The sequence below is a fragment of the Gordonia sp. QH-12 genome (genome assembly GCF_001578675.1).
Lineage (GTDB): Bacteria > Actinomycetota > Actinomycetes > Mycobacteriales > Mycobacteriaceae > Gordonia > Gordonia sihwensis.
In genome coordinates, this window is record NZ_KQ969288.1 from 105537 (window position 1) to 127968 (window position 22432).

The following is a 22432-nucleotide window of genomic DNA, read 5'->3' on the forward strand; positions in this document are numbered from 1 at the left end:
GGCCTGTTCAGACGCCCGCGACCACAGCGGCCACGCGTTCGGCGATTCCGCGCGCCGACTCGGGGGTCTGCGCCTCCACCATCACCCGGACGAGTTGCTCGGTTCCCGACGGACGCAGCAGGATGCGCCCGCATCCGTCCAGTTCGGACTCGGCGGCCGCTACCGCGCTGAGCACCTCTTCGGCGACCGCGACGGCGTGTTTGTCGGAGACGGGGACGTTGATGAGCTCCTGCGGCAGAACCGTCATCACCCCGGCCAGATCGGCCAAGCGCTGTCCGGTCTGCGCCACCCGCGCGGCGAGCATGAGGCCGGTGAGCACTCCGTCGCCGGTGGTTCCGACGGCCGGGACCACGATGTGGCCGGACTGCTCACCGCCGAGGGCGTAACCGCCCGAGCGCAGTTCCTCGAGGACGTAACGGTCGCCCACGCCCGTCACCTTGAGCTCGATTCCCGCGCTCTTCATCGCCAGGTGCAGGCCGAGGTTGCTCATGACGGTGGCCACGAGGACGCCGTCGGTCAGGTGGCCCGCCTCGTGCATCGCCAGCGCCAGGATCGCCATTATCCGGTCGCCGTCGACCACCGAACCGGTCGAGTCGACCGCCAGGCAGCGGTCGGCGTCACCGTCATGGGCCAGGCCGAGGTCGGCGCCGTACTCCAGGACGGCGGCCTGCAGTTTGTCCATGTGCGTGGAGCCGCACCCGTCGTTGATGTTGAGGCCGTCGGGCTCGGCGTGGATCGCAATCACCTTGGCGCCGGCGGCCTCATACGCGCGGGGAGCCACATGGGACGCCGCACCGTGTGCGCAGTCGACCACGAGCGTCAACCCGTCGAGCGAGGTCGGGACCGACTCGGCCAGATGAGCGAGGTAGCGTTCGGCGGCGTCCTGGGCGTCGCGGATCCGGCCCACACCGGCGCCGGTGGGACGGGGCTGGTCGGCGTGCATCGCCGCCTCGATCTCGTCCTCGACGTCGTCGGGGAGTTTGTGGCCGCCCGCGGCGAAGAACTTGATGCCGTTGTCGGGCATGGGATTGTGCGAGGCGGAGATCATCACTCCGAAATCCGCCCGATAGTCAGCCGTCAGAAAGGCGACGGCCGGGGTGGGGACCACTCCCACCCGGATGGCGTCGGCGCCCGCTGCGGCCAGACCGGCGCACAGCGCGGCCTCCAGGAGTTCGCCGGAGGCGCGGGGGTCACGTCCGACGACGACGCGCGGACGGGAACGAGCGTTTGCACCGAGAACGCGAACGGCGGCCGAGGCCAGGGCCAACGCCAGCTCTGCGGTGAGCTGGTCGTTGGCCCGGCCTCGGACGCCGTCGGTGCCGAAAAGGCGAGCCACAGTAGCCGAAGCGATCAGCGCTTGCTGTACTGCGAGGCCTTGCGGGCCTTCTTCAGGCCGTACTTCTTACGCTCCACAGCACGCGCGTCGCGGGTCAGGAAGCCGGCCTTCTTCAGTGCCGGACGATCCTCGGGGCTGACCTCGATGAGGCCGCGCGCGATGGCCAGACGCAGCGCGCCCGCCTGACCCGACGGGCCGCCGCCGACCAGACGAGCGTGGATGTCGAAGGCGTCGGTGCGCTCGACGGTGACGAGCGGAGCCTTGATGAGCTGCTGGTGCACCTTGTTCGGGAAGTAGTCCTCGAGGGTGCGGCCGTTGAGCGTGAACTCGCCGGTGCCGGGCACCAGGCGGACCCGGACGATGGCCTCCTTGCGGCGGCCCACGGTCTGGATCGGGCGGTCGAGCACGACCGGTCCGCGAGTGGCGGTCTCGGTCTCGACGACCTCGACGGACTCCGTGGTGTAGCTGCCGTCCTCGTTCAGGGTCTCTTCTTCGATGACCTCGACGTCGACGTCGTTCAGGTTCTCGTTGGTCACTGGGCCACCTGCTTGATCTCGTAGTTGACCGGCTTCTGCGCGGTGTGCGGGTGGTTGGGGCCCGCGTAGACCTTGAGCTTGCCTGCGATGGCGTTGCCCAGCTTGTTCTTCGGGAGCATGCCCTTGACGGCGCTCTCGACGACGCGCTCGGGCTTGGTGGCCAGGAGCTCACCGATGCTCTGGGACTTCAGGCCGCCCGGGTGACCCGAGTGGCGGTAGAGACGCTTGTCGGTCAGCTTGTTGCCGCTGACGGCGACCTTCTCCGCGTTGATGATGATGACGTAGTCGCCGCCGTCGACGTGCGGGGCGAACGTGGGCTTGCCCTTGCCGCGGAGCAGGTTGGCGCTCGCGACGGCGAGGCGGCCGAGCACCACGTCGGTGGCGTCGATGACGTACCACTCGCGGGTCACGTCACCGGCCTTCGGGGTGTAGGTAGGCACAGTAGTCCTCTTTTGAACTCGTTTGCTGCTGGTCAGGCACTTCTGCAGAGCGTGCTCCCGGCGACCAGTGGGGACCCGGGCACTCTGTTGACGCAGGGCACCAGCGATCTAGCTTACGCGGGCTCGTCGACGCGGGTCAAAACGCGCGTCCGGCTGGGTCCGTATCGTCGAGAGCATGACTTCAGTGATCAGCATCGGTCCCGGCGACGGCGCCCTCACCCTGCGCACCGGCGTCGCCGGGCGGGCGGCGCGGACCGGCCACAGCTTGACGATCGGGTTCGACGCGTGGCGAGCCGACATCGCCTTCGACGGCGACACTCCGGTCTCCGTGGCGCTGCGGGTGGACGTCGACTCCCTGCAGGTGCTCTCGGGCGAGGGCGGGCTGACTCCGATGACCGGTCCGGAACGGCTGGTCGCGCGCGCCAACGCTCTCAAGTCGCTGAAATCGTCCGCCTTCCCCGAGATCGTCTTCCGGGCCGGCGACGTGTCGGCGAGCGGCGACGGCTACCGGTTGTCGGGCGATCTGACGATCTGTGGAGTCACCGAGCCCCACACCGTCGACGTGGCGGTGGACGGCAGCACCGTCTCCGGGCAGTCCGCGGTGACGCAGACGACGTTCGGGATCAAGCCGTATTCGCTGATGATGGGCGCCCTGAAGGTGGCCGACGAGGTGGTCGTGACGCTGGAGGCGTCGGTCACCGTCTCCTAATCGCTCACCACACGCAGGGAACCCACGGCCCCGCGGCACGGACCGTCCACCGACTCCTCCCCCGTGCCCGTCTGACAACCGATGCTGATCTGCGTGCCGCTCTCGACGGCCACGTACCAGGCCACGGGAGAACCCGACGCCGGCGTCTCGCGATACCCGATCACGCGACGGCCCGCATAGCTCACGTCGGCCGCGAACTCGGCCACCGCGTCGTCCCCGCGCTGCGCGATGCGGTTCCGCAGGCTCTCCGCGACCGTCGCGACGGTGGAACCGCCCCGCAGCCGCGAGACTACGACGATCAGCCGCCTGCCGTCGTCGGGGGCCGCGAACACCGTGCGGCTTCCGGCGGTCGCATCGTCCCCGTCACTGCGCCGCCACTGGCCCGGAACGGCGAGTTCGGCCCGGCCCACCCGGACTGTCTGCTGCGCGGACCGCTCCGGCCGCGGCCAATGCGCCCACCCGGCGGTCGCGGCTGCGGCCAGCACCAGCACCGCGGCGACGACTGCCGGCGCGCGCAGTCCCCGGCGCGACGCGGCGATCGGCGGCGCGGGCAGGCCGGCGAGCAGCTCGGCGGCGCTCACCGGACCGAGCCGACCTCCGTGCCTGGTCAGAACCGTTCTGTCGACGGCCATCGCGCGTACACCGAAGGCTTCGAGCAGCAACCGCTGGGCGGCGGCGACCGATTCCGGATCGGGACCGTCGACGAAGACCGCGTCGGCGGCGCGCAGCGGAGCCGACCACCCGGGTTCGGCCGATATCCGGCGCGGGAGGTCCACCGCGCCCCGCCCCAGCGACCACCGGCCGTCGGTGCGCGTCACCGTGTGCACGCTCCAGTGTCCGCCGGTGGCCGGCAGCATCCGGGTCTCCACCACGGCGCAGCGGTGCACGGTCGCGTCGGCGTGCGAAGCGGCGATCGCCACCGCCCGTGGAACGGGTTCGGCGGCGGCGCCCACGGAGGCGAGTTCGCCGACCAGAGCCTCGGTGCGGACCGGTCCCCACACGGTGGGCAGCAGGATCCGGGAGGCGCCGACGGCCCGCGCCATCACCTCGCGCAGCGCCTGCCGGGCGAGGGCCCGCCGTTCGGCGCAGTCGATGTCCTCCAGCAGCGTCGTCAGATCCACGGTGCTGCCGGGACCGGTCACACGTCCGTAGGCGAGATCGATCACCGGGCCGCTCACGCCCGTTCTCCCAGCGCGACCTGGACGATCTCCGGCGACCGGTTGCGCGACACCAGTTCGCCGCGGCCTGCCGGCAGGCGCTGCAGGCGGTGCCTGCCCACCACGTAGCCCTCGTCGGGGTCGCCGTTCATCAGGAGGACATCGCACGAGAGGTCGCGCAGACAGGCGATCAGCGGATCGAACAGCGCTCGGCCGACACCGCCGGATCGGCGCGTGAGGATCAGCCGGAAACCGATGTCGCGACCGTGCCCGAGCAACTCGATCAATGGCGACAATGGATTCCCGGACGCCGTGGCGACGAGGTCGTAGTCGTCGACCACCAGATAGACGGTGGGCCCCGACCACCAGCTGCGGTCGACGAGTTGTTGCGGTGTCACGTCGTCGCCGGGCAGCCGCGCGGCGAAGTACTCGGCGAGTTGCGCCATCATCGGCCGCGCCGTGCGTTCGGAACTGGCGTAGCCGCCCAGATGCGTCTCCGGCACCTCTCCGAGCAGTCCGCGACGGTAATCGACGAGGACGAGCTTGACCTCGTCCGGATCTCCGCCGGCCACCAGTCCGCGGACCAGCGTGCGAAGCGTCTCGGTCTTGCCCGATTCGACGTCGGCGAACACCAGCAGGTGCGGCTGGGCGTCGAAGTCGAGGACGCACGGCCCCAAGTCGGTCTCCGACAGCCCGAGCGCGACCGTACCGGCCCGCGTCCCGGCTCCCTGCGCGGCAACGGTCTCCGCGAGCACGGAACCGTCCACCACTCGTGCGAGAGTCCGCACCTCCGGAGCCCGGCGATCGCCGTATTCCCGCGCGACGGCCTCGACCAGCTTCGCCGTTCCGGCGGACACATCGGTCGCGTCGGCGACGCCGTCCACCCGCGGCAGCGCCACCAGCAGGTGCTTCTCCTGCGCGGTCAGCCCGCGGCCCGGCCGTCCCTCCGGCACTCCGGCCGCGGCGCGGCGGCTCATCTCGGAATCGAGGGCGTCACCGAGCCGCAGTTCCACGCGACCGGCCATCAGGTCCTTCATGGCGGGCCGGATCTCGCCCCACCGCGACGCGCTGACCACCACGTGCATGCCGTACGCCAGCCCCGTCGAGACGAGGGCGTCGACCTTCTCCTCCAGCGCCTCGAAGTCGGCCCGGAGCACGCCGATCCCGTCGATGACCAGGAAGACGTCGCCGTACCGGTCGTCGGCGAAGCGGCCCGCAGCGCGCGCCGCGCGGTACTCCCGCATCGACTCGATGCCGTGCTCGGCGAAGCACGCCTCCCGGCTCGTCTTCACCGCCAGGATCTCGGCGAGCGTGCGGCGGATCCGGTCGTGCTGGACTCGGGTGGCCACCGAGCCGACGTGCGGCAGACCATCGAGTGCGGCGAGCGTGCCGCCGCCGAAGTCCAGACAGTAGAACTGCACCTGTTCGGGGGTGTGGGTCGTGGCGGCTCCGCAGATCAGGGTGCGCAGCGTGGTGGACTTGCCCGACTGCGGACCGCCCACGACAGCGACGTGCCCGGCCGCACCCGCGACGTCGAGCCATGCGGTGTCGCGCCGCTGCTCGAACGGCAGGTCGATGACCCCGTACGGAAAGGTCAAGGTGCCGGGTGCGGTGTCGCGTGCCAGCGCATCGAGGGTGATCGCCCGCTCCAGCGGCGGCAACCACACCCGATGCGGGGTGCGGCCGTGCCCGGCCAGTGCCGCGACCACCGTCTCGAGCACCGTCGCGGACGGACCCTCGTCGGCCTGGCCGTCCGGCTGCTCCGTGGCCGGTTCGGCGAGCGGGACCTCCGCGGTGGTGAACGCGACCGGCCGGGTCTGCGCACACGACGCGGAACCGGCAGACGGCCCCGCCGGTGGTCGATAGGGGCCGGAGACGAAGCACGTGTTGAAGCGTGTCGGCGCCGACGAATCGCACTTCAGGTAGGCCGCGCCGGGCGCACTCGGCAGGTGATAGGCGTCGGGGACGCCCAGCACAGTCCGGGACTCGTTGGCGGAGAAGGTCTTCAATCCGATCCGGTACGAGAGATGACTGTCGAGCCCGCGCAGCCTGCCCTCCTCGAGACGCTGGGACGCGAGCAGCAGGTGGATGTGCAGGGAGCGCCCCAGCCGGCCGATCGCCACGAACAGGTCCGCGAATTCCGGTTTCTGCGCGAGCAGTTCGGAGAACTCGTCGACGACGATGAAGAGGGCGGGCAGCGGGTCGAGCGGCGCCCCCGCCCGGCGGGCCTGTTCGTAGTCGGTGACATTGGCGAAGTTGCCTGCGGCGCGCAGCAGTTCCTGACGGCGGTTCAGTTCGCCGGAGAGTGCGTCGCCCATCCGGTCCACCATCGCGAGTTCCTGCTCGAGGTTGGTGATCACCGCGGCCGTGTGCTTGGCCTGCTCCAGACCGAGAAAGGTGGCCCCGCCCTTGAAGTCGACCAAGACCAGGTTCAACTCGTCCGGGGAGTGCGTCGCGATCAGCGCGAGGACGAGGGTGCGCAGCAGTTCGCTCTTGCCGCTGCCGGTGGCGCCGATGCACAGCCCGTGCGGCCCCATTCCGCCGTGCGCACTCTCCTTCAGATCCAGGTGGACGGGAGCGCCCTCCGGGGTGTAGCCGATCGGCACGCGCAGTCGTTCGGCACCGAGGCGCCCGCGCCAGGCCGACTCCGGGGTCACGCGGCCCGCGTCTCCCAGACCCAGCAGTGCGGGCAGTCCGGGATCGCTCGCGAGAACCGGCGTGTCGAGATCGAGAAGTGCGTCGAGCGACGCCGGGCGGTACCGGGCGAGCCGGCGCGCGACGGCTTCGGCGCACGGCCCGGACAGCCGGTCGGCGACGGCGAACTCCTCCAGTCCGGCGGCGGTGCGGGCGGCGACACGACCGCCGGACACCGTCAGCTGCAGCCCGCGACGCACCGCCAGCGGGCTCGGCGCGGTGCCCAGACTCACCACTGTCACGCCGTCGAGGCCTACGCCGCCGATCAATTCGTCGTCCACATCGACTCGATCGGTGTCGACCACGATCAACAGATGGGACGTCGCCGGAGAGTCGGCCGTCCGGCTGAAACCCGCTCGGGCCGCGAGATCGGCGGCGAGGTCGTCGCCGAGGGCGCCGAGCGTCGGGTACACCATGCGCACGGCACCGAGCCCGTCCCGACGAGCCGGATGGCCGATGTGCGGCAGCCACTTGACCCAATCCCATTCGGCGTCGAGCGGATCGTCGGCGACGACCGCGATCCGCAGGTGGTCCGGACCGTGCAGTACGGCCAACGAGCACAGTATGAACCGCAGCAGGGCGCGCACCTGCACCGGATCCCCGAGCAGGCTGACCGCCGGGAATCCGCGCAGCGCGATCGCCGTCGGCAGCCCGTCGACGGCCGCATGCGCCGCAGCGAAACGTCTCAGCGCCACCGCCGACACCGGCTCCAGGTCGTCGCCCGGCGGCGTCTCCGGCGGCACCAACGCGGTCGCGAGGCGGTGTGTCCCGCGGCCGACGCGGACATGGCCGAAGTCGTCGTCGGTGAATCTGCGCTCCCACATCCGGCGGCCCCCGACCAGGCCGATCAGCGCTCCCGGATCCGGATGCCGCCACTGCGCCGATTCTCGTTGCGCTGCAGCCATTTCGGCGACATCGTCGCGAAGCTGCCCGAGATGGCGCAGATAGTCCTTGCGGTTCTCATTCACCTCGGCTGCCCGCTCGGGACCGCCTCGCCCGCCGGATGCCAGCATTCCCACCATCGACATCACCATCATCAGCGGGAACATCAGAAACATCGGATTCGCCAGTGCCCCAGCGCCTCCGGTCATCACCATCATGGCGACCATGCCGATGACGGCGACCACCATGACCACCGGCAGAAGCCGCACCAGCAGATTCGGCGGCACTGCGCGCGACAGCTCCGGCGGCGCGGTCAGCTCGATCTCCCCGTCCGGCGGAGCCTCCACGACGATCCGCGGACGACGCGCGAAACCGATTGTTGCACTGCCCATTCGAGCCCCCCAGCTCTGATTCGGCCGCCGCGTGAGGCCGGTTGAGCGATTTCCCCCAATCGCTGACCGCGACGACTCCCGACATGGTTATCTCGACGACGTCCTCGCCTCACGGGCGATGGAAGAGGTTGTATCAGGAACCTTGGGGGAAGGTTTGCCGAATGACCGTGTTGACCGAACCGGACATGATCCGGACATCGATCGTGGGTGGGAGCACTCAACTCGACGCAGGCCTTCCGGCCGGCGTGCCGATCGCGGCGCTGATGCCCGATCTTCTCGACGCTCTGCGGGTCCGGGTGGACGACAGCGCTGAACCCGCGAACTGGACACTCGCCCGCATCGACGGAACCGCCTTGGCCGCCGAGCACACTCTCGCGCAGTGCGGGGTGTGCGACGGCGATCTGCTGGTGATCCGCACTGCGCCGGCCGATGCCGGGACGGTGCTGATCGACGACGTCGCCGACGGTGTGGCGGCGGCTCTGCAGCGGGACCGCTTCGGCTGGTCGTCGGACGCCTCACGCATGGTGAGCTATCTGGTCTTCCTGGTCGCGGTGGTCGGGGCCGTCCCGGCCGGCCGCTGGGCGGCGGCCGCCGGCGACGCTCCGGTGGTCCTCGCGGTCTCGGCCCTGGGTGCGGCGGTCTCACTCGGGGCGGCACTGTCCGGCCGTCGCCTGGAGAGCGACCCGCGGACCTCCGCCGTCCTCAGCATCGCGGGCTGCGTCCTCGGCGCCGTCGCGGCCTCGCTCGTCGTGCCCGGCGCGGCGGGCGGAGTCCAGCTCGCGTTAGCGGGCATCGCTGCCCTGGCCGGTGCGGTGATCGGATACCAGGGCACCGGCCGGGCCGCGGCGGCCCACACCGCGATCGCCGTGGTCGGCGGCGCAACCGCGGCGACCGGGCTGCTCGCCACGGTGTGGGCGCCGTCAGTGCGGGATCTGGCCGCAGTCGTCGCGGCGGCGGGCGTCGGCCTGGTGCTCTGCGCGCCGCGAATCGCGATCGCCGCCGGACGTCTGCCGTTGCCGTCGGTGCCGAACACTGCGCCGGCGGCACCCGACGGGACCGATCCCGCGGTGGTCGACGGCGTGGACGCGGTCCGGCTCTCGACCCGCGATCCGCTCGGCGCAATCGCCGACCTCGCGCTGGGCGACCTCGACGCGCTCGCGCGCCGCGCCGCCGTGACCGCATCGATTCTGACGGGCGCACTCGCCGGTGCCGTCCTGGTCACCGGGGTCGCGACCGCGGCCGTCGCCGCTGCGGCGGGCGGATCGCCGGTGGCGCTGGGCTACTGCGCGTGCATCGTGGTGGCACTCGCCGCCCGCGGCCGGACGCACGCCGACCGGCTGCAGTCGGCTCTGCTGGTCGGGGCGGCCGGGATCATCGGAGTCGTCGCCGCGCTCGCCGCCGTCGCGGGGTCCGGCCCGGAACCGGTCTGGGTGTTCGCGGGGACGATCGGCTGGGCGGTCGGCGCTCTGCTGCTGGGCACGGTCGCATCCGGCCGCGACTACTCTCCGCCCGCCGTGCGCGCCGTCGAGATCGCCGAATACGCCGCGCTGACCGCGGTGATTCCGCTGCTGCTCTGGGTCCTGGACGTCTATCAGGCGGTCCGGACCCTGTGATCCGGCGGATCGGCGCGATCACGGCGGTCGCGGCGGTCGTCTGGTTCTCCGGCGCGGGTGCCGCCGTGGCGGTCCCGGCGCCGGTGATCGCCCGGGCGACGGTCTCGGCCGCACCGCTGGGCCCGCCCGAGCCGACCGAGCAGCGCGCCCGCTGCGCGACCACCGCCGACGCGGACACCGCAGGCGAACCCGCGGGCCACCGACTGCTCGACGTGGCAGCGGCCCATCGGTTCAGTCGCGGCGCCGGCGTGTCCGTGGCGGTCATCGACACGGGTGTGAGCCCGCACACCAGGCTGCCGCGCCTCGTCGCCGGCGGCGACTACGTCGGGACCGGCGACGGACTGTCGGACTGCGACGCCCACGGAACGCTGGTCGCGGGCATCATCGCAGCACAGCCCTCCGCCGACGACGACTTCGTCGGTGTGGCGCCCGAGGCGACCATCATCTCGATTCGGCAGTCGAGCGGAGCGTTCAGCGCCCGGGGCAGCGGAGCCGACGACGCCGTGGTGGGAGCCGGATACGGCCCGCTCACCACTCTCGCGCGGTCGGTGGTACGGGCCGTCGACCTGGGTGCACGGGTGATCAACATCTCAGAGGTGGCATGCGCACCCGCCGCCGGTCCGCTCGATGACGGTCTCGTCGGGACCGCGCTGGCCTACGCGCGTGAGCGGGACGTGGTGGTGGTCGTGGCAGCCGGGAACCTGACCGAGACCACGGCGTGTCGGGAGCAGAACCCGTCGGGTGCGGCCTCGGTCGAGCAGGCGTGGGCGCGACTGCGCACGGCCGTCACCCCGGCGCGATTCGCGCCGCTGGTGCTGACGGTGGGCGCCGTCGCGGCCGCCGACGGCGCAGCGGCGGACTTCAGCCTGCGCGGGCCGTGGGTGAGCGTGGCGGCGCCGGGCACCGATGTGGTCAGCGTGATGCCGGGCTCGGGCGGCCCGCGGCTCGCCGGCGGCCTGCGCACCGGCGACGGGGTGGCCCCGCTCGCCGGCACCAGCTACGCGGCGCCGTACGTGTCGGGCCTGGCGGCGCTGATCCGGTCCCGGTACCCACGACTGTCGGCCGCTGAGGTGATCGACCGCATCGTCGACACGGCGCACGGCGGCGGCCGGGACGACGCCGTCGGCAGCGGGGTGATCGATCCGCTCGCCGCACTCACCGACGACCCCGAGGTGCGCGCCGCTCCGGGTCTGCGGCCGTTGGCTCTCCCCGACGATGAGCCCGAGTCGGGCTCCGGTGCGGGCGTCATCCTCGCGGGTGCGGGTTTCGCGGCTGTCGCCGTCGTGGGCGGACGCCTGCTGCGCCGCCGCCGATGATCGCTGCCGAGGCGATGGGCGCCGCGGTCAGCGGGGATTGCGGGCGGGCCGCAGTTCGCGCGGCAACGCGAAGGTGAGCGTCTCCTCGGCGGTGGTCACGGTCTCGACGTCCGCGTAACCGTGCTCGGCGAGCAGATCCACCACCCCGCGGACGAGGACCTCCGGGACCGAGGCACCCGAGGTGACGCCGACCGTGGTGACGCCGTCGAGCCAGGCCAGGTCGATGTCGCGGGCGTAGTCCACCAGGTAAGACGCCTCGGCGCCGTTCTGCAGCGCCACCTCCACCAGCCGCTGCGAATTGGACGAGTTCTGCGAACCGACCACGATCACCAGCTCGCACCGCGGCGCCATCGCCTTGACAGCTACCTGGCGGTTCTGGGTGGCGTAGCAGATATCGTCCGACGGCGGGTCGTTCAGCAGCGGGAACCGTTCCCGGAGCCGGGACACCGTCTCCATCGTCTCGTCCACCGACAGCGTGGTCTGCGACAGCCAGATCACCCGCGACTCGTCGCGCACCTGCACGTCGTCGACGGCGTCGGGTCCGTCGACCACCTGGATGTGCTGCGGGGCCTCGCCGGCGGTGCCCTCGACCTCCTCGTGGCCCTCGTGGCCGATCAGCACGATGTCGTAATCGTCGCGCGCGAACCGCTTCGCCTCCTGATGCACCTTGGTGACCAGCGGGCACGTCGCGTCGATGGTCTTGAGGCTGCGCTGCGCAGCGCTCTGGTGCACCTCGGGAGAGACTCCGTGGGCGGAGAAGACCACGATCGCACCCTCGGGCACTTCGTCGGTCTCGTCGACGAAGATCGCGCCACGCTCGGTCAGCGTGTCGACCACATGCCGGTTGTGCACGATCTCCTTGCGGACATACACCGGCGCACCGTGCTTGTCGAGGGTCCGCTCGACAGTCTCCACGGCCCGGTCGACGCCTGCACAATATCCACGGGGCGACGCGAGAAGGACGCGCTTACTATCAGCCATGAACTCCAGGGTACGGCTGTGAGAGAGTTAGTACATGAGTCGTCCTCCATACGCTGCCCGCGTGGTCGCCGGTCTGGTCGCCACCACCATCGAGGAAACCCGCAAACTGCCGACGCGAGTCATCACTCTGCCGATGGGTGCGGTGAGCCGGAGTCTGCAGGCCGGCATGCGACTTCAGCAGAACATCGCCGAGCTCGCCATCAAGGGCGACGAGCTGCTCGCGCCGCTGTGCGACAAGTCTCAGGAACAGCCCGAGTGGGCGCGGTTCGACGAAGACGACGACGCGGAGGCGGCGAGCCGGCCGCTGCGTGCCGACGCGCCGGCCACTGTTCCGCAAGCCCCGGCCCGCGCCCCTGAGATGAACTCCGCGACAAACCACGCTGAGACGAGCGCCGCCGAGGCCTCCGCTGCGAGCCCCGACGAGTCCGCCGCCGACAGCGCCGCGCCCCCGGCCAACGCCGGACGTTTCGCGCTCTACAGCTCGGCTCCGGCCGACGTGGCCGCGGGCCCCACCTCTACGACGCCGGATGCCGCAGCGTCGCCGGAGCATCTCCCGGCCGCCGTCGCCGCCCTCGACTACCCGACGCTGACGCTGGCCCAGCTGCGCGCCAAGGTCCGCGGGCTCGGCACCGAGGAACTCACCGAGATCCTCGAGTTCGAGAAGGCGAACCGCAATCGCACGCCCTTCGTCACGATGCTCGACAACCGCATCGTCAGCCAGCAGAAGAAGGCCGAATCCGCGCAGTGAGCAACCGGCGCAGTGATCGACCCGGCCCGGCTCTGCACCGGGGTTCCGCGATGACGCCCGAGCAGGGGAACACCGCCGAGAATCCGTGGCCGGTGCGCACGCTCAGTTTCAAGATCGCGGACTGGATCCACCGGCTCGGGCAGGTGTGGGTGGAAGGTCAGATCACCCAGCTGAGCCTGCGCCGCGGCACGCGCACCGCTTTTCTGACGTTGCGCGATCCCGCCGCCGACATCTCGATCTCGGTGACCTGCGACCCGGGTCTGCTTCAGCGGAGTCCGGTGCCGCTCACCGAGGGCGCCCGGGTGGTGGTGTACGGCCGGCCCAACTTCTACACCGGCCGGGGCACTCTGTCGCTGCGGATCACCGACATCCGGCCGGTCGGCATCGGCGAACTCCTCGCCCGGATCGAACGCGTCAGGGCCCTGCTCGCCGCCGAGGGGCTCTTCGACGCCCGCCGAAAGAGGCCGCTGCCGTTCCTCCCCCACACGATCGGACTGATCACCGGCCGCGCCAGTGCCGCACAGCGCGATGTGATCGCCGTCGCGACCGCCCGGTGGGACGCGGTGCGGTTCGAGGTCCGGGATTCGCCCGTGCAGGGACCGACCGCGGTGCCTGCGATCGTCGAGCACCTCGCGGCGCTGGACGCCGCACCGCACGTCCAGGTCATCGTCATCGCGCGCGGGGGCGGCAGCGTCGAGGACCTGCTCCCCTTCTCCGACGAGACGCTGCTGCGCGCCGTCTCCGCCTGCCGGACCCCCGTGGTGAGCGCCATCGGCCACGAACCCGACAGTCCGCTGCTCGACCTGGTGGCCGACGTCCGCGCCGCGACGCCGACCGATGCCGCCAAGCGTGTGGTGCCGGACGTCTCGGCCGAACTGCAGGGAATCGCCGAGTTGCGCCGGCGCAGTGCCCACGCGCTGCGCAACTGGGTGCACCGGGAGGAACGGGTGGTCGAGGGGCTCCGGGCCCGGCCCGTGCTCGCGAACCCGCTGCGCATGGTCGACGACCGGCAGGACCGTGTCGACGGCGCAGTGCGCGACATCCGCCGCAGTGTCCGGCACCTGGTGACTGTCGAGGAGCATCGCACCGAACGTCTCGCATCGCAGCTGTCGACCCTCGGACCAGCGCAGACGCTCGCCCGCGGATACGCCGTGGTGCAGCGCACCGACTCCGACCAGCCGCACGCGGTCCGCTCGGTGGACGACCTGCCGGCCGGAGCGGCCGTGCGCATCCGCGTCGCCGACGGATCGGCCGCGGCAGTGATCTCGCCGACCACGAAGGAGAGCCGACAGTGACCGATCCCGGAGCCGATTTCACGCCCGTCGCCGAACTCGACTACGAGCAGGCTCGTGACGAATTGTCGGAGGTGGTCACCGCACTCGAGCGGGGTGGACTGGGTCTCGACGAGTCGCTGGCGCTCTGGGAGCGCGGCGAGGCGCTGGCCAAGCGGTGCACCGAGCATCTCGAGGGAGCTCGATCACGGATCGAGGCCGCACTGAACGACGACGCCGAGACCGACGACGAGGACTGAGGGACGAGGGCTGGCGGACGAGGACTGGAAGATTAACTTCCCCGCAGGCCCGGTGGCCGATCCGGCGACCGGCTCGGGTCAGGGACGCTTGGACGGCAGCGGTTCGGCCTCGGTGACCGCCTTCGCGAGGGTCTGCATGTCGGAGTCCGCGCCGCGGCTCACCACGCCCACTCGCACGTCGCCCATGTCGGCGATCCATGCCTTGCGGTGATCGTCGCCTGAGTAGGTGACCCAGCGCTGGCCCGAGATCTCGCGCACGCCACCGCCACTCGCGCCGTCGCCGAGCAGCTTCGGAACCAGCTGCTCCTCGGTCGCGGCGGTCTGCGTCAGCTGGATGTAGACGCCGTTGGGGGTGATCCAGCCGACGTTGCTGGAGAGAGTGGCGCCGATCTCCTGAGTCGAACCCGAGTTGGCCTTCCAGTTCGCGGGCAGTTTCGGCTCCCGGATCGGGAACGGCATCGACTCCGCATCGGCGTGCAGACCTGCACTGACGTTGAAACTGGGAATCTTCTGCTCGGTCGCCGAGTTGCCGAAGCCCCAGGAGCAACTGCCGCTGACCCCGGCCACGATCAGTGCGATCACCAGCAGCGGGATGAGCGACCAGACGAGGTCTCGTCCGTCTTGCAGGATCCGGGGTTTCTGGGCCATGGCTTCGATTATCGCAGTCGGGCGCCGCCCCCAGCCAATCGCCGGTCCCGGCCATGAAAGAATCGAGGTCTAGACCTCATCAAGGTTCGCAACGAAAGTGGAGTCCGCATGACCAAGCAAGCACCCGACCGCAACCTGGCCATGGAACTGGTCCGTGTCACCGAGGCCGCGGCGCTGGCCGCTGGTCGGTGGGTCGGGCGCGGCGACAAGAACTCCGGCGACGGCGCCGCGGTCGACGCGATGCGCGAACTCCTCTCCACAGTGTCGATGCGCGGAACCGTCGTGATCGGCGAGGGCGAGAAGGATGAGGCCCCGATGCTGTACAACGGCGAGATCGTCGGCAACGGCGAGGGCCCCGAGGTGGACGTCGCCGTCGACCCGATCGACGGCACCACGCTGATGGCCGAGGGACGTCCGAACTCGATCGCCGTCATCGCGGTCTCCGAACGCGGCACCATGTACGACCCGTCGGCGGTGTTCTACATGAACAAGATCGCCGTCGGCCCGGCCGCGAAGGGCGCGATCGACATCAACCAGTCCACCGAGTGGAACATCAATTCGGTCGCCGCGGCCAAGGGCATCGACGTCGCCGACCTGACCGTCGTCGTCCTCGACCGTCCCCGCCACGCCGAGCTGATCCACGAGATCCGTGAGGCCGGCGCCAAGATCCGGCTGATCTCCGACGGCGACGTGGCCGGCGCCATCGCCGCCGCCGGCGATTACAGCACCGTCGACATGCTCATGGGCATCGGCGGCACCCCCGAAGGCATCATCAGTGCCGTCGCGATGAAGTGCATGGGCGGCGAGATCCAGGGCAAGCTGTGGCCCAAGGACGACGCCGAACGCCAGAAGGCCGTCGACGCGGGCCTGGACCCGGACATGGTCCTGACCAACGACATCCTGGTGCGCGGAGAGAACTCCTTCTTCTGCGCGACCGGCGTCACCAACGGCGACATGCTCCGCGGCGTCACCTACCGTCCCAACGGGGCCACCACCCGCTCGCTGGTCATGCGCTCCAAGTCGGGCACCATCCGGACCATCGAGGCGGTCCACCAGACGTCCAAGCTGCGCGAGTACGCGCGCCTGGACATCTGATCCCCGCGATCGACCCCCGCGATCGACTGACCCCGGCCTCGCACCGAGGACCGACGATGCCCCTCGACTCCATGAGTCGAGGGGCATCGGTGCGTTCGGTGGGGAACGGCAGCGGTGTCAGACCCCGACACCGGCCAGCAGGGCGCCGTCCTTCATCTCCAGCACTCCGTCCACCCCGGTCACCGTCTGCAGATCGTGCGTCACCAGCAGGGAGGCGATGACGCGGTCTCGCGCCAGTTCGGTGAGCAGTTCGACGATCTGCGTTCCCCGTGTCGAGTCGAGCGCGGAGGTGGGTTCGTCGATCAGCAGCACCTGCGGTCCGTTCATCAGCGCCCGGGCGATGTTGACCCGCTGCCGCATTCCGCCCGAGAGCTGTCCGGGCCGGCGTCCGAACGCTCCGTCGAGCCCGACGGCCGAGAGGAGTTCGCGGGCCTGGGCGCGGTGCCGCGACGGCCGGCGACCGGCCACATGCGCCGCGAGCAGCAGTTGTTCCTCTGCGGTGAGTCCGGGTACCAGGTTGTCGTTCTGGAAGATCAGTCCGATCCGTTCGCGCCGGACGCGGGCCAGCGCCTCCGCGTCGAGGCCGTCGAGGCATCGGTCGCCGATCCGCACCGTCCCCGAGTCGGGCCGGATCAGTGCGCCGGCCACCGCGAGCACGCTCGACTTCCCGCATCCGGAGGGGCCGGTGAGCGCGACGGTGGTGCCCGGCTCCACGTGCAGGCTCACCCCGCGCACCGCGCGCACCACGCTGTCGCCGTCGGGGTAGGTCAGATCGATGTCGGTGAGTGTCAGTCCCGTGTCAGTTGCAGATCCCATGTCAGTTCCCATCAGTAGTCATCGGTCGGATCGGAGAAGTGTCAGCGGTTGAGGGCGACCAGCGGGTCCACCTTCACCAGGGGCCGCAGCGCCAGCGCCGCGCCCACCAGTCCCAGGACGGCCATGCCTGCGAGGACCGTCGCCCCGGCCGCCGGGTCGACGACCACCGGCGCCTTGCCCGACAGCAGCGAGGCGAAACCGACCGCCAGTGCCGCGCCGAGTGCCAGGCCGACCACCAGGACCGAACCGGCTTGGGCGAGGCCGTCGCGCAGCAGGTACCAGCGTCCCGCGCCCATCGCCCGGACCACCGCGAGCGAGCCGATGCGCTGACCGGTCCACACGGCGAAGAATCCGCAGACGACGACCGCCGAGATCACCACGAGCAGCCCCTGGATCAACAGCAGCGACATGTGTTCGGACGAGAAGCCCGGGACCAGGTCGGGCAGATCGGCGTGCGCCACCCGGACCAGGCCCGCCGGAGCCGCACTATCGGAGTCGACGATCAGTGCGTTCACCGAATCGCGGTGCGTCACCTCGCGCCATTCGCCGACCGGCATGGAGATCACCTGCTGATGGGCGTACTGACCGACGTCGGCCACGCGGTCGACCCGCACCGTCGTGGATCCGAGCTGGATCGAGCCGCCGGGGACCACGCCCAGCGTCTTCGCGATGTCCGGCGACACCGCCACCTCGTGAACGTCGCCGCGGCCGAACACCGCGACCGTGGAGTTGGCTCCGTCATGGCTGGCACGCAGCGTCGCCACCCCCAGTTCGGTGCCCTCACCGGCGGTGCGGGTGATCTCGCTGTCCGACAGCAGCGCGGGCTTGTCGCCGTCCTCCTGCACCAGCAACGCGGCTCCGGGGAGCTTCTCCACGGCCGACACCGACTGCTGGCGGAGCCCCTCGGTCAGCGCCGACAGCGCGACCACCATGAACGCGAGCAGTGTCACCACCCCGACGACGAGCGCGAACCGCCCTGCTGCAGCGCGGAACTCCCGCAATCCCAGATACATGCGTCCTCCTGTGAACAGCGGTGCGAAACCGCTCGACCAACGTGCTTCCAGCCTGTCGGGAATCGGGCGCCGGAACATCGTCTGGGCACCTCAGATCTGCATCCATCCGGCGGCGCGCGGGCATCCATCGAAAGTTGTAGACGCCATGGTCGGTGGCGGCGGGGCGGTGATACTGGAGGCTATGACGCACGATCGACCGGCCGAGCGCTATGCGGAATGGGGCGGCCACATCCTGTTCCTGGCGCTTCTGCTCGCCGGAATGGCTCAAGCTCTGGCCGGCTCGGCGCCCATCGTGTTCGGCGGGGCCGCCGCGGTGATCGCCGGTGTCGCCGTCGTCGGCGGGTGGTACCTGCTCGGCGTGTGGTCGCACACGCGCGGCCGGGGCCTCGACACGGGCATCTGGGTGGTGATCCTCACCCTGCTGTGGGTCGCACTGGTGCTGCTCTCCCCCGGGTTCGTCTGGCTGGCCTTCGTCCTGGCCATGCTGTGCTGGTACTTCCTCGAACCGCCGGTCTCGGTGGTCGCCGAGGTGGTGATCGTGACGACGTCGATCGGCTCCACGCTGCTCCACAGTCCCGAGCTGATGGTCGGCGGCATCATCGGTCCGGCGTTCGGCATCGCCACCGCGGTCGCCGTGACTGAGATCTTCCGTCGGATCATCGCGATGGTGGACGAGCGCGACGAGCTCGTCGCCGATCTCCTCGCAACCCGAGAACTTTTGGCCGCCAAGGAACGTCAGGCCGGGATCCTCGCCGAGCGGGAGCGCCTGGGCGGGGAGATCCACGACGGCACCGGGCAGAGCCTGGCGAGCATCGTGCTGCTGCTGCGCTCGGCCACCAACGATGAGACCCCGGGCGATCAGCGCGACGTCCAGGTCCGCACCGCGCTCGACACCGCACAGAAGGCGCTCACCGAGTCGCGACGCTTCCTTCGCGGGCTCGACGGGCCGGACCTGCGCCCGGACGGCCTCACCGACGCCCTGCGCGAGGAGGTGGATCGGGTCTCCCAGAGCGGGTTGCCGGCTGAACTGCGAGTGCACGGCGACACCGTCGCGCTCCGGCCGGAGACCCGCAACACGCTGCTGAGAACGGCGCAGGAGGCGCTCACCAACGCCGCCCGCCACGCCCACGCGACCCGGGCCACCGTGACCCTGACCTATCTGCCCGACGAGGTGCATCTCGACGTCGTCGACGACGGAGTCGGCTTCCCGGCCGGCCGGCGACCCCCGCGCAGGTCCGACGGCTCGGGCTTCGGCCTGCGCGCCATGCAGAATCGGGTGTCGGAGGCGGGCGGGAGCGTCAGCGTCGAATCGGAGCCCGACGACGGTACCGTGATCCACGCCCGGCTCCCGATCGGAGGGCAACCGTGATCCGCATCATGCTGGTCGACGACCACCCCGTGGTCCGCGCAGGTCTGCGCGCCGTCCTGGGCGCCTCCCCCGATCTCGACGTGGTGGCCGAGGCCGGTACCGCCGACGAGGCGATCGCCCTCGCCGGCGAACTCTCCCTCGACGTCGTCCTGATGGATCTGCGCCTGCACGGGACCGAGACGCACGACGCGGACGGCGTCTACGCCACCCAATCGATCCGCCGGCTGGCCGATCCGCCTCAGGTGCTGATCCTCACCACCTACGAATCCGATGCCGACATCGTCCGATCGGTCAGTGCCGGTGCCGTCGGCTACCTGCTCAAGGACGCCGCGCCCGAGACCCTGATCAGCGCCATCCGGTCGGCTGCCGCCGGCGAGACGGTCCTCGGCCCAGCGGTGGCGGCGCGACTGCTGACCCGCGTCACCGACAGCAGGCCGGCCCTCACGGCACGAGAGCTCGAGATCGTGGAGCATCTCGACCTCGGCCTCAGCAACCGCGAGATCGCCAAGCGTCTGTTCATCTCGGAGGCCACCGTCAAGTCGCATCTGGTGCACATCTTCGACAAGCTCGGCGTCTCGAGCCGCAGCAAGGTGGTTGCCGTCGCACGTCAGCGCGGACTGATCGGCTGAGCGCACCCGCCGGACGGGATCGCCGGTTCCGCGTACCGTGACCCGCATGAGCCTCACCACGTTTCCCACGGACTGGTCCACCGCCCTCGTGCTCGTCGCACATCCCGACGACCCGGAGTACGGGATGGCCGCGGCCGTCGCGCGCTGGACATCCGAAGGCAGACGCGTGGTCTACGGCCTGGCGACCAGCGGAGAGGTCGGCATCGAGGGGATGGCCGCGGCCGAGGCCGGGCCGCTGCGAGAAGGTGAGCAGATCGCCTCGGCCGCCGTGGTCGGCGTCGACGAGGTGGAGTTCTGGGGCTTCCCGGACAGCGAGTTGCACAACACTCCGGAGCTGCGCGCGAAGATCACCGAGGCGATCGAGCGCGTGTCGCCCGACGTCGTCCTGGCGACGTACGGCGGCCCCGAGTGGGCGCCGGGCTTCCCCAATCAGCGCGATCACATGGAGTTCGCGGCGGCGGTGGTCGACGCCTACGACGAGCTCGCTGACCCGCCCTCGGGATTGTTCTGGAACGGCCCGCACCCGACGCACGCGGTGGACGTGACGGGCTTCGTCGAGGCGGCGGTCGAGTCGCTGTCGTGCCACCGCGTGTACCTCGAGGTGCTCGATCCGTCGACACCGGTGGCCGATCAGGCCCGCAATCAGGTGGAGTCGTTCACCGCCGCGATCGACGAGTTCGACGCCGCGCACGCCACGGGTTTCGAACAGGTCCGGCCCCGCTGAACTGGCCTGTGGTGCCCCCGAGACAAGCGCCGGGGCCGCACGCGTCGTCGCATGCGGCCCCGGGTCCAACCGATGTGGCTTGGGCGCGTGTCAGCGCATCGCGCCGCTGAGCAGGTTCGGGATCAGCGTGGCGAGATTCCCCAGGACTCCGCCGATGAGATCGGCACCGGGCATCTTCTGCTCGGCCGGAGCCTCCTTCGGCGCGTTGACGTTGACGCCGATGGTGATCTTCGGGTTCTTGGCCGGGTCGAGCCACTTGAGGATCTCGACCATCTTGTCGCGGTCGATCGCGACGCAGCCCTGCGTCGGTTCGCCGTTGGTCACGTGCAGGAAGATCGCCGACGCGTCGCCCGGTGTGTTGGTCGGGTTGTGGTTGATGTTGACCGCGTAGTCGTACACCGGTCCGCTGTTGTACAGGTTCTCGCTGTCGCCGCCCGGGCTGGTGGCCGACTTGACGTGCGTGTTGTAGGTCGGCGACTTCTCGTTGGAGTCCCACCAGTCCTGCGTGGTCGCCTGGAAGTACGGCATCTTGGTCCCGGGATTCGCCTGGCGACCGAAGGCCTGGTCGAGTCCGAACGTGCCCTCCGGAGTCCGGTACACGTTGTCCTGCGCCTTGCCCATGCCCTTCTCGCCGAGGAAGGCCTTGGTCGGGCCGATGACCGGCTTCCACTGACCTGCCGCATCCTTCTCGAACGCGGTCAGCGTCGCGGTCTGCGACGACGCCACCGGCGCCGTCACGACGATCATCTGGCTCGTCTCCTGCGCACCGGGCACGGCGGGGGTACCCGGTTCCTTCATCCCCTTGAGCAGGTTGTCGATCAACGTCGTGATGCTGTCGGATCCGGTCTGCGGAGACCCTGTCTGCGGCGCGGTCTGCGGGACCGCGGACGCCTGTCCGGCACCCACGACGAGTGCTCCGAGGAGCGCAGTAAGCGCAAACCCCACTTGCAACATTCGCCTCATCAGTAACTTCAGCACCATGCCAGTGTGCCAGTCGTTCGCTCGTGGCTGCCACACCTGGAGACCATCGTCACCTTTCCGCAACTGTTCTGTGAGCTGCCTGCGGAGGGTTCGCCGACGGCGTCCGCACCGAGGCCCGGCCCCGCACCCATGCCGCTGACCTGTGGCTCCGGCTACCGTGGAGGCCATGACCCCTGCTCCCCGATGGATCACCGACACCGCGCCCGGCCACAGTGAGTGGTACATCCAGCGATTCCGTGAGATGGCGGCGAACGGCGACGATCTGTTCGGGGAGGGTCGACTCATCGATGCGATGGTCGCCCGCTCGGCGCGGGTCCTGGACGCCGGTTGCGGACCCGGCCGGGTCGGCGGCTACCTGCACGGCGTCGGTCACCGGGTCACCGGCGTCGACGTCGATCCGAAGCTCATCGAGGCAGCGCAGACCGACTACCCCGGCCCCCACTGGCGCGTCGCCGATCTCGCCGAACTCGATCTCCGCCGGCCGGACGGAACGCGCGAGCAGTTCGACGCAATCGTCTGCGCGGGCAATGTGCTGGCCTTCGTGGCGCCGAACACCGAGGCGGTCGTGCTGCAGCGCTTGTCCGACCATCTGCTGCCGGACGGCTTCGTCGCCGTCGGGTTCCATACGGCGAAACTGGCGGTGGAGACCTTCGACGCCGCCCTGACCGAGACCGACCTGTCGCTCGACCTCCGGCTGTCGACCTGGGACGTCCGCCCGTGGCACGACGACGCCGACTTCGCCGTGTCGATTCTGCGGCGCGCATGAGGTTGACGCCTGTAGACGAGGAGCAATCGATCCACACTCGCGCTCCCGCGCGGAGG

General features: G+C 70.5%; 21 protein-coding genes. 11 read left to right on the plus strand and 10 right to left on the minus strand.

Annotation, left to right across the window (positions count from 1 at the left end):
• Positions 1–7 precede the first annotated feature (7 nt).
• From glmM to rplM, 3 genes are read right to left on the minus strand one after another with little or no spacing between them, the layout of a single operon-like run.
• Positions 8–1336 carry a phosphoglucosamine mutase gene (glmM, locus tag Y710_RS08225; RefSeq protein ID WP_062367114.1) on the minus strand — a complete coding sequence of 443 codons (1329 nt, stop codon included), beginning with the start codon at positions 1334–1336 and terminating at the stop codon, positions 8–10.
• 14 nt (positions 1337–1350) lie between these two features.
• Positions 1351–1872, minus strand: a complete 522-nt coding sequence (gene rpsI / locus Y710_RS08230; RefSeq protein WP_006897160.1) for a 30S ribosomal protein S9 — start codon at positions 1870–1872, stop codon at positions 1351–1353.
• Positions 1869–2312: a 50S ribosomal protein L13 gene (rplM, locus tag Y710_RS08235; RefSeq protein ID WP_006897159.1), complete on the minus strand. Its 444-nt coding sequence runs from the start codon at positions 2310–2312 to the stop codon at positions 1869–1871. The genes rpsI and rplM overlap by 4 nt, the downstream gene beginning before the upstream one ends.
• 175 nt (positions 2313–2487) lie before the next feature.
• Between rplM and Y710_RS08240 the strand changes: the two genes are divergently transcribed.
• Positions 2488–3021, plus strand: coding sequence for a YceI family protein (locus Y710_RS08240; protein WP_039867718.1), 534 nt, complete (start codon positions 2488–2490; stop codon positions 3019–3021).
• On the opposite strand, the gene Y710_RS08245 is transcribed toward Y710_RS08240, so the two are convergent.
• Together Y710_RS08245 and eccCa are read right to left on the minus strand one after the other, a co-directional pair.
• Complete coding sequence (locus Y710_RS08245; RefSeq protein WP_062367116.1) at positions 3018–4199, minus strand: type VII secretion-associated protein; 1182 nt, start codon at positions 4197–4199, stop codon at positions 3018–3020. The genes Y710_RS08240 and Y710_RS08245 overlap by 4 nt on opposite strands.
• Positions 4196–8146: a type VII secretion protein EccCa gene (gene eccCa, locus Y710_RS08250; protein WP_062367119.1), complete on the minus strand. Its 3951-nt coding sequence runs from the start codon at positions 8144–8146 to the stop codon at positions 4196–4198. Before eccCa ends, Y710_RS08245 begins: the two co-directional genes overlap by 4 nt.
• A gap of 161 nt (positions 8147–8307) precedes the next feature.
• Here eccCa and eccD point away from each other — a divergent pair, with 161 nt between their 5' ends.
• Positions 8308–9759, plus strand: a complete 1452-nt coding sequence (gene eccD / locus Y710_RS08255; RefSeq protein WP_062367121.1) for a type VII secretion integral membrane protein EccD — start codon at positions 8308–8310, stop codon at positions 9757–9759.
• Positions 9756–11075 carry a type VII secretion-associated serine protease mycosin gene (mycP, locus tag Y710_RS08260; protein WP_006898019.1) on the plus strand — a complete coding sequence of 440 codons (1320 nt, stop codon included), beginning with the start codon at positions 9756–9758 and terminating at the stop codon, positions 11073–11075. Before eccD ends, mycP begins: the two co-directional genes overlap by 4 nt.
• A 27-nt stretch (positions 11076–11102) precedes the next feature.
• Here the strand turns inward: mycP and Y710_RS08265 are convergent, their stop codons facing one another.
• A complete protein-coding gene (locus Y710_RS08265; RefSeq protein WP_081598154.1) occupies positions 11103–12056 on the minus strand; it encodes a 4-hydroxy-3-methylbut-2-enyl diphosphate reductase in 954 nt (317 codons plus the stop codon).
• Between the two features lie 34 nt (positions 12057–12090).
• On the opposite strand from Y710_RS08265, the gene Y710_RS08270 reads away from it, so the two are divergent.
• Genes Y710_RS08270 through Y710_RS08280 form a run of 3 tightly spaced genes read left to right on the plus strand, consistent with a single transcriptional unit; the run spans position 12091 to position 14335 of the window.
• Positions 12091–12804 carry a lipid droplet-associated protein gene (locus Y710_RS08270; protein ID WP_006898021.1) on the plus strand — a complete coding sequence of 238 codons (714 nt, stop codon included), beginning with the start codon at positions 12091–12093 and terminating at the stop codon, positions 12802–12804.
• A gap of 50 nt (positions 12805–12854) precedes the next feature.
• The gene (gene xseA / locus Y710_RS08275) at positions 12855–14099 is read left to right on the plus strand and encodes an exodeoxyribonuclease VII large subunit (RefSeq protein WP_006898022.1); all 1245 of its coding nucleotides are present in this window, start codon (positions 12855–12857) and stop codon (positions 14097–14099) included.
• Entirely contained in the window at positions 14096–14335 is a 240-nt protein-coding gene (locus Y710_RS08280) for an exodeoxyribonuclease VII small subunit (protein WP_062367124.1), read from the plus strand. Before xseA ends, Y710_RS08280 begins: the two co-directional genes overlap by 4 nt.
• A gap of 78 nt (positions 14336–14413) precedes the next feature.
• Here Y710_RS08280 and Y710_RS08285 read toward each other — a convergent pair whose 3' ends face one another.
• Positions 14414–14983, minus strand: coding sequence for a DUF4245 domain-containing protein (locus Y710_RS08285; protein WP_006898024.1), 570 nt, complete (start codon positions 14981–14983; stop codon positions 14414–14416).
• Between the two features lie 108 nt (positions 14984–15091).
• On the opposite strand from Y710_RS08285, the gene glpX reads away from it, so the two are divergent.
• The gene (gene glpX, locus Y710_RS08290; RefSeq protein ID WP_006898025.1) at positions 15092–16078 is read left to right on the plus strand and encodes a class II fructose-bisphosphatase; all 987 of its coding nucleotides are present in this window, start codon (positions 15092–15094) and stop codon (positions 16076–16078) included.
• A gap of 117 nt (positions 16079–16195) precedes the next feature.
• On the opposite strand, the gene Y710_RS08295 is transcribed toward glpX, so the two are convergent.
• Both Y710_RS08295 and Y710_RS08300 read right to left on the minus strand, forming a co-directional pair.
• Positions 16196–16894: an ABC transporter ATP-binding protein gene (locus tag Y710_RS08295; protein WP_062367126.1), complete on the minus strand. Its 699-nt coding sequence runs from the start codon at positions 16892–16894 to the stop codon at positions 16196–16198.
• Between the two features lie 41 nt (positions 16895–16935).
• Positions 16936–17907 carry an ABC transporter permease gene (locus tag Y710_RS08300; RefSeq protein ID WP_045539652.1) on the minus strand — a complete coding sequence of 324 codons (972 nt, stop codon included), beginning with the start codon at positions 17905–17907 and terminating at the stop codon, positions 16936–16938.
• Between the two features lie 181 nt (positions 17908–18088).
• Here Y710_RS08300 and Y710_RS08305 point away from each other — a divergent pair, with 181 nt between their 5' ends.
• The 3 genes from Y710_RS08305 to Y710_RS08315 are packed head-to-tail and all read left to right on the plus strand — an operon-like array spanning position 18089 to position 20629.
• Complete coding sequence (locus Y710_RS08305; protein WP_039868099.1) at positions 18089–19276, plus strand: sensor histidine kinase; 1188 nt, start codon at positions 18089–18091, stop codon at positions 19274–19276.
• A complete protein-coding gene (locus Y710_RS08310) occupies positions 19273–19905 on the plus strand; it encodes a response regulator (RefSeq protein ID WP_006898029.1) in 633 nt (210 codons plus the stop codon). Before Y710_RS08305 ends, Y710_RS08310 begins: the two co-directional genes overlap by 4 nt.
• A gap of 46 nt (positions 19906–19951) precedes the next feature.
• The gene (locus tag Y710_RS08315) at positions 19952–20629 is read left to right on the plus strand and encodes a PIG-L deacetylase family protein (protein ID WP_062367128.1); all 678 of its coding nucleotides are present in this window, start codon (positions 19952–19954) and stop codon (positions 20627–20629) included.
• A gap of 90 nt (positions 20630–20719) precedes the next feature.
• Here Y710_RS08315 and Y710_RS08320 read toward each other — a convergent pair whose 3' ends face one another.
• Positions 20720–21583 carry a L,D-transpeptidase family protein gene (locus Y710_RS08320; RefSeq protein ID WP_062367130.1) on the minus strand — a complete coding sequence of 288 codons (864 nt, stop codon included), beginning with the start codon at positions 21581–21583 and terminating at the stop codon, positions 20720–20722.
• A 193-nt stretch (positions 21584–21776) separates the two neighbouring features.
• Between Y710_RS08320 and Y710_RS08325 the strand changes: the two genes are divergently transcribed.
• Positions 21777–22376 carry a class I SAM-dependent methyltransferase gene (locus tag Y710_RS08325; protein WP_062367132.1) on the plus strand — a complete coding sequence of 200 codons (600 nt, stop codon included), beginning with the start codon at positions 21777–21779 and terminating at the stop codon, positions 22374–22376.
• Positions 22377–22432 lie beyond the last annotated feature (56 nt).

What these genes read in the sequence shown, in the direction of transcription:
- Y710_RS08320 (WP_062367130.1), bottom strand. Translation starts at nt 21,583, where the DNA reads ATGTTGCAAGTGGGGTTTGCGCTTACTGCGCTCCTCGGAGCACTCGTC.
- Y710_RS08305 (WP_039868099.1), top strand. Translation starts at nt 18,089, where the DNA reads ATGACGCACGATCGACCGGCCGAGCGCTATGCGGAATGGGGCGGCCAC.
- Y710_RS08325 (WP_062367132.1), top strand. Translation starts at nt 21,777, where the DNA reads ATGACCCCTGCTCCCCGATGGATCACCGACACCGCGCCCGGCCACAGT.
- Y710_RS08265 (WP_081598154.1), bottom strand. Translation starts at nt 12,056, where the DNA reads ATGGCTGATAGTAAGCGCGTCCTTCTCGCGTCGCCCCGTGGATATTGT.
- glpX (WP_006898025.1), top strand. Translation starts at nt 15,092, where the DNA reads ATGACCAAGCAAGCACCCGACCGCAACCTGGCCATGGAACTGGTCCGT.
- eccD (WP_062367121.1), top strand. Translation starts at nt 8,308, where the DNA reads ATGACCGTGTTGACCGAACCGGACATGATCCGGACATCGATCGTGGGT.
- Y710_RS08295 (WP_062367126.1), bottom strand. Translation starts at nt 16,894, where the DNA reads ATGGGATCTGCAACTGACACGGGACTGACACTCACCGACATCGATCTG.
- Y710_RS08300 (WP_045539652.1), bottom strand. Translation starts at nt 17,907, where the DNA reads ATGTATCTGGGATTGCGGGAGTTCCGCGCTGCAGCAGGGCGGTTCGCG.
- Y710_RS08285 (WP_006898024.1), bottom strand. Translation starts at nt 14,983, where the DNA reads ATGGCCCAGAAACCCCGGATCCTGCAAGACGGACGAGACCTCGTCTGG.
- Y710_RS08270 (WP_006898021.1), top strand. Translation starts at nt 12,091, where the DNA reads ATGAGTCGTCCTCCATACGCTGCCCGCGTGGTCGCCGGTCTGGTCGCC.
- Y710_RS08315 (WP_062367128.1), top strand. Translation starts at nt 19,952, where the DNA reads ATGAGCCTCACCACGTTTCCCACGGACTGGTCCACCGCCCTCGTGCTC.
- xseA (WP_006898022.1), top strand. Translation starts at nt 12,855, where the DNA reads ATGACGCCCGAGCAGGGGAACACCGCCGAGAATCCGTGGCCGGTGCGC.
- eccCa (WP_062367119.1), bottom strand. Translation starts at nt 8,146, where the DNA reads ATGGGCAGTGCAACAATCGGTTTCGCGCGTCGTCCGCGGATCGTCGTG.
- Y710_RS08240 (WP_039867718.1), top strand. Translation starts at nt 2,488, where the DNA reads ATGACTTCAGTGATCAGCATCGGTCCCGGCGACGGCGCCCTCACCCTG.